This window comes from Pseudoalteromonas sp. SR45-5, assembly GCF_014163565.1.
Lineage (GTDB): Bacteria > Pseudomonadota > Gammaproteobacteria > Enterobacterales > Alteromonadaceae > Pseudoalteromonas > Pseudoalteromonas distincta.
In genome coordinates this window covers 1-3,056 of the sequence record NZ_JACJDN010000495.1, presented here as the reverse complement: position 1 = coordinate 3,056, position 3,056 = coordinate 1, and the positions used below count along the sequence as shown (strand labels likewise).

Annotated in this window: 3 protein-coding genes; 2 read left to right on the top strand and 1 reads right to left on the bottom strand. The window is 37.6% G+C overall.

Features of this window, described 5'->3' with window-relative positions; translation table 11 throughout:
• The coding region (locus H5072_RS15625; RefSeq protein WP_182694041.1) for a TMEM143 family protein at positions 1–925 on the bottom strand (925 nt) is incomplete at its 3' end.
• A 557-nt stretch (positions 926–1,482) separates the two neighbouring features.
• Here H5072_RS15625 and H5072_RS15620 point away from each other — a divergent pair.
• Positions 1,483–2,067, top strand: coding sequence for a YqaA family protein (locus H5072_RS15620; RefSeq protein ID WP_002961545.1), 585 nt, complete (start codon positions 1,483–1,485; stop codon positions 2,065–2,067).
• Positions 2,068–2,164: 97 nt separating this feature from the next.
• A partial coding sequence (locus tag H5072_RS15615) for a GGDEF domain-containing protein (protein WP_182694040.1) occupies positions 2,165–3,056 on the top strand: 892 nt, incomplete at its 3' end.

The following is a 3,056-nucleotide window of genomic DNA, read 5'->3' as shown; positions in this document are numbered from 1 at the left end:
TATCAAGGTTTTTAAAGTAGAGGTTATCGCTAAGCGCTTTCATAAATTTAATTTTACGGTTTTTAAACTTACTCCATTCTTTAAAAATAAAGCTGCCAAATACCCCCATGCCAATAGCAAAGGTAACAAAGTGTTGTTGCGTCATTTCGACAGCTTCACTTCTAAAGCCACCCCAAAAAGCAAACAGAGCAAGCAATAATAAAATTGATGCACCAAGCTTAGTTATAAGTACCACCGCACCGCCAATTAAAGCCGATGAGCCAATAATTGCTTTATCAATAGGGCGCATGCGTACTTCACTGTTAGGAAATAGCATTTCGAGATCGGCTTTTGGCACATTTTGAAACAGCTTAACTATGGTCGAACTTGGCTCAAACCCTAAAGGCGTTTTATTTTTAGCTTCAAAATAAGCACTATCTTTAAAGCGAATAAACACGGCTACTCGGTCGTAATTAGTAAAGTGCAGCGGTTTTTTACGAAGGCCCCAAAAGCTGGTTATGGTTTCAGTGAGTTGCGACTCGCCACGGCGATAAAAAACCACTTCTTCAAAGTCATCAAATTCAACCTCAAGGCGCACTTTAAATAGTGACTCTTCGTTCAATGCATCTTGTAAGTCTTCATTGGTGATCACTTCAAAGTTAGCTGCATTAAGTACCTTAGCAAAATCTTTAGCAAAATCACGTTGGCACTGCGCTTTTTGATCCTCCGATACTGGAGCTAATGATCGCGTGTCACTGTTGGGATCAAACGGTGCGTAGTTGTTTTTAAGTGATTCAAGTGTTGAGTGATAATCGTAATGAATAAGGCTTGCTAGTAAATCGCAAAATTGTTTAAACGATGTTTGTTGTGTGTTGTTATTGAGCTCTTGGCTACACATATCAACAATATCTTGCTTTCTAAAGGGAATAAAACGCGCACTTTGCATAAGTTTTTAACTGCTTTGGTAGGTATTTAACTGCATTGACACATAATAAAATATTCTTATGGATATTACTAATTTGTTAATGCAGTAGGGCGTATTGAACATTGGTGGTTGAATTTGCAGCTGTGTGTTTGGTTTTTAGGCAAGGCAGAGCCTATGTAGTGTGGTTATTCCCCATAAATAAGGCGATAACGCAGCATAAATACCAAACATGCGCTGCCCTCTGGGTTCTTTCTAGGGACGATTAACTCTTTTTTTGCCTACATGGATGTAGGTAAGGGGCGTGAGCAGGACGCGGAAGCTTTGCTCGATTTTTACTTATTCTTACATGGATGTAAGCCAGTAGGGTAACGCAGGAGCAGTTACCGAGCCCACTAGGCTACAAACCTCGCGCCGCGATTTAATCTTCCTTGGATTGAACAAATTTCAATCCACAAAGATCAATACGCCCTAGGACCTGATAAATTTAGTACACTGTTTTCAGCGTGTATTAACCTAAATATGTAATTATTAGCGCATTGAATAATCTTGTTCTTACTGATAAGTGAAAAGGATTTACTATGGCCATTCAAAAAAAGCTAAAAGAAAAAACGCGTAATTTTATTGACTCTAAACATATGCTTAGCGGTATTACAGTGGCGTCGTTTTTAGAGTCAACCATAGTTCCTATTCCACTTGAAGCAGTGCTTGTGCCTCTTATGCAAGCTCGTCGAGAAAAGCTATGGCTTATAGCATTAATGGCGACCTTAGGCTGCATAGTGGGCGCATTGTTTGGTTATGCATTGGGTTATTATTTATTTGATGCGGTTGGCGATTGGATTATTAATACACTTTCGAGCCCTGAGCAATTTGAAAACGTTAAACAAAAAATGCAAGATCAAGGTTTTTGGTTTGTAATAACACTGGGCATTGTGCCTATTCCGTTTCAAATAGCGATGCTTGCAGCAGGCGCGACTAAGTACTCTATTTGGCTATTTTTATTGGCCTCAGGTATTGCGCGTTCTATTCGTTACTTTGGCCTGGCTATTATTGTTTATTATGCCGGTAATGAAGCTGAGCGAATTATTAGTAAACATAAAACTAAAGCGATGATTGGCATTACTATTTTAGTGTTGGGATTGTGGGGACTTAGTACCGTAGTTTGAGTTTAAATTTGGGGGGATTAAGTTTTTCATCTTCGTGGTGGTTTTTATTATTGTGCTATAGTTTTCAAATGAAGTGCTGAAAAACCTAGCAATTAATATGATTGAAACAGTAAAACTTACCGTTAAACTTTCTAACTTTTATAAAATGCCTTTGATCAATAAAGTTTTAAGTTTAGCTTTATTGATCTATATTGCTATTTTTTCAGCCTACTCCCTAACTAACTTTCCTCCCTTACAAGTTCAAAACAATGTGTACGGTTTTACTACCGATTTTATTAATTTAATTGTCATTATATTTCTGTTTTGGATGGTTCAATGCTCTGAGCTATCTAAAAAAGCATATATTTTTTCTAGTTTTGGTTTATTACTATGGAGCATTGGCACCACGGCAGACGTGCTTGATGAGTTAGTTGTGCAACCTTATTGGATAAGTATTTATTTTGAGGACTTATGCAGAACCAGCGGCATGCTTTTAACTTCCTATGGTTTATTTAAAACTATGCGCTTTGTACAAAGTATTAATAACCGATTAGCGCGTGAGCTCATTATTGACGATTTAACCAAGGTACATAATAGACGTTATTTTTATCAGCACGCTAAAGATGCTCAGCACTCACCTTACGTTATTTTAATTATCGATATAGACCACTTTAAAGCAATCAATGATGAGTTTGGTCATGATGTTGGTGATGTAATGCTTAAAGAACTAGCAATTAAATACGACAATGCTTTTACGCACCAAAACAAATTTGCTCGCCTCGGTGGTGAAGAATTTGGTGGCTACTTTCCTACAAATAATGTGATGCAAGCGTGTAATTTTTCGCAGCAATTAATTGACCTTGCGCACACCATAAATATTCAAAACTCTCGTCACCTAACAGTAAGTATAGGTGTTGCAATGCAGATGCCTAATGAGCCTTTAGATAAAGTAATGAAGCGCGCTGATCAAGCCTTATATTTAGCTAAAAAAAGTGGTCGGGATCGTTTTG

Bases quoted from the DNA above. Each gene is read 5' to 3' on its own strand.
- H5072_RS15620 (WP_002961545.1), top strand. From the start codon at position 1,483: ATGGCCATTCAAAAAAAGCTAAAAGAAAAAACGCGTAATTTTATTGAC.